This is a genomic window from Halovivax sp., from assembly GCA_007119345.1.
Taxonomy (GTDB): domain Archaea; phylum Halobacteriota; class Halobacteria; order Halobacteriales; family Natrialbaceae; genus Halovivax.
Genome location: SKPV01000052.1, coordinates 1 through 2,519, shown reverse-complemented (window position 1 = coordinate 2,519; position 2,519 = coordinate 1). Strand labels below are relative to the sequence as shown.

2 protein-coding genes and 1 pseudogene are annotated in these 2,519 nt (G+C 69.4%); all 3 read left to right on the top strand.

Going from position 1 to position 2,519, the window contains the following annotated elements:
* A pseudogene (locus QZT59_RS04055) lies at nucleotides 1-189 on the top strand (divalent metal cation transporter); the annotation flags it as partial.
* 12 nt (nucleotides 190-201) lie between these two features.
* Nucleotides 202-2,193 (top strand): hydantoinase/oxoprolinase family protein, encoded by a 1,992-nt coding sequence (locus QZT59_RS04050; protein ID WP_290811687.1) that lies wholly within the window; start codon nucleotides 202-204, stop codon nucleotides 2,191-2,193.
* Nucleotides 2,190-2,519, top strand: a 330-nt coding sequence (locus QZT59_RS04045; protein ID WP_290811685.1) for a hydantoinase B/oxoprolinase family protein, incomplete at its 3' end; no start/stop codon positions are given. The genes QZT59_RS04050 and QZT59_RS04045, both read left to right, overlap by 4 nt.

The window sequence follows — 2,519 nt, the reverse complement described above, 5'->3', positions numbered from 1 at the left end:
CTCCTGCCGATCCTCGCGATCTTCCTCATCTACGCGATGAACAACGAGGAGCTGCTCGGCGAGCACACCAACTCCACCCTCCAGAACGTCCTCGGCGGGATCGTCACGCTGGTCGTCATCGGGATCGGCCTGCTGACCCTGAGAGACAACCTCCCCGCGTTCATCGACGTCCTTACCGGGTTGTTCTAAGCTAGGTTCATAATGACAGGACAACGCACGCAGATCGGCGTCGACGTTGGCGGCACGTTCACCGACGTTGCGCTGTTAGTCGACGGTCGGCTGACGACCGCCAAGGTCCCGACGACAGCCGATCAGAGCCGCGGCGTCATCGAGGGCATCGAGAAGGCCTGCGAGGACGCCGGCATCGAGCCCGCGGCGATCGAGAGCTTCGGCCACGCGATGACCGTCTCGGTCAATGCGATCCTCGAGCGCGACGGCGCGCGGACGGCACTGGTCACGACTGCAGGCTTCCGGGACGTTCTCGAGATCGGGCGCCAGGACCGCCCTTCACTGTACGATCTCGAGGCCGAGAAACCGGAACCACTCGTTCCGCGACGACGACGGTTCGAGATCGACGAACGGGCCACGGCAGACGGCGTCGAGCGCACGGTTCGACCCGACGACGTTCGCGAGATCGCCGAGGAGGTCGCGGCGACGGACGTCGATAGCGTCGCAGTCAGTCTGCTCCACGCATACGCGACACCGGATAACGAGCGGACCGTGGCGACGATCCTCCGCGAGTCGCTCGACGTGCCCGTCTCGACCTCCTCGGAAGTCCTCGCAGAGTTTCGCGAGTACGAACGGACGGCGACGACGACGGTCGACGCCTACGTCACGCCCGCGATCGACGGCTACGTCGGCCGACTCGTCGACCGAGCGGCCGACGCGGGGATCCCGGCACCGCAGATCATGCAGTCAAACGGCGGTATCGCGGACGCGGAAACGGTGCGCGAGCACGCGGTCACGACGGTTCTCTCCGGGCCGGCGGCCGGCGTCATCGGCGCGGCCGACGTCGCCGGAAACGACGGGCTCGTCACGTTCGACATGGGCGGCACGTCGAGCGACGTGAGCCTCGTTCGTGACGGATCGCCGGCGCGGACGACCGACGCCGAGATCGACGGACTGCCGATCCGGACGCCGATGGTCGACGTGAACACGGTCGGTGCCGGCGGCGGCTCGATCGCGTGGGTCGACGCTGGCGGCGCGCTCCGCGTCGGGCCGCGGTCGTCAGGCGCAGAGCCGGGACCGGTCTGTTACGGTCGCGGCGGAACCGAGCCGACGGTGACCGACGCGAACGTCGTCCTCGGCTACATCGGCCACGAGACCGCCCTCGGCGGCGAGCTGACACTCGACGTCGACGCTGCACGCGACGCGCTGGCGGACCTCGCGGACGAAGCGGACCTCGACGGACCACTCGACGCGGCCCGCGGGGTGTACCGGGTCGCCAACGCGACCATGACGCGTGCGATCCGGGCCGTCACGGTCGAGCGCGGGCTCGATCCCCGCGGGTTCGGCCTCGTGGCGTTCGGCGGGGCCGGACCGATGCACGCGGCCGCGCTGGCCTCGGCGCTGGGAATGGAGCGGGTGATCGTCCCGAAACCGGCCGGCGTCCTCTCGGCGTACGGGCTGCTCGCCGCTGACGAGTCCCACGACGCCGTCCGGACGGTTCGCGTCGATCTGCCCGACGCCGATCGAGACCGGATCGACGGCGTCTACGAGGAACTCGTCGAGAGCGTCCTCGCGGACGTTTCCGAGCCCGAGCGGGCCGATATCGAACGCGCGGCCGACTGCCGGTACGTAGGCCAGAGCTTCGAGCTCACGGTCCCGGTCGAGAACTTCGAGCCGGAGACGGTGGCCGACCGGTTCCACGCGGACCACGAATCGGCCTACGGCTACACCCTCGACGAGGCCGTCGAGGTCGTCAACCTGCGAGTGACCGCGCGGGTGGAGCGCCCGTCGCCCGACGTCGGCCACACCGCGGAAGGAGAGTCGCGCATCGGTGAGCGAGAGGCGCACTTCCCGGATGAGGGCGCACGGACGGCCGCCGTCTACGAACGAAACCGATTGGCGGCCGACGAGTCGATCGTCGGCCCGGTGGTGCTGGAACAGCCCGAGGCGACGACGGTCGTTCCGCCGGGCTGGCGCGGTCGGATCGGCGACGACGGTACCCTCGTCATGGAGGTGGCCGAATGAGCGCCAACTCGCTCGACCCGGTGACCCTCGAAGTGCTGCGCAATCAACTCGAGAGCGCCGCCGAGGAGATGGGACAAGTGCTGATCCGGGGCGCGTACTCACCGAACATCAAGGAACGCCGGGACTGCTCGACGGCGCTGTTCGACGACCGTGGCCGGATGGTAGCCCAGGCAGAGCACATCCCCGTCCACCTCGGCGCGATGCCGGAGGCCGTGCGCGCCGTCCGGGACCGGGACCCGGCACCCGGCGACGTCTTCGTCCTGAACGATCCGTTTACCGGCGGGACGCATCTGCCGGACGTGACGCTCGTCTCCCCGGTCGCGCCG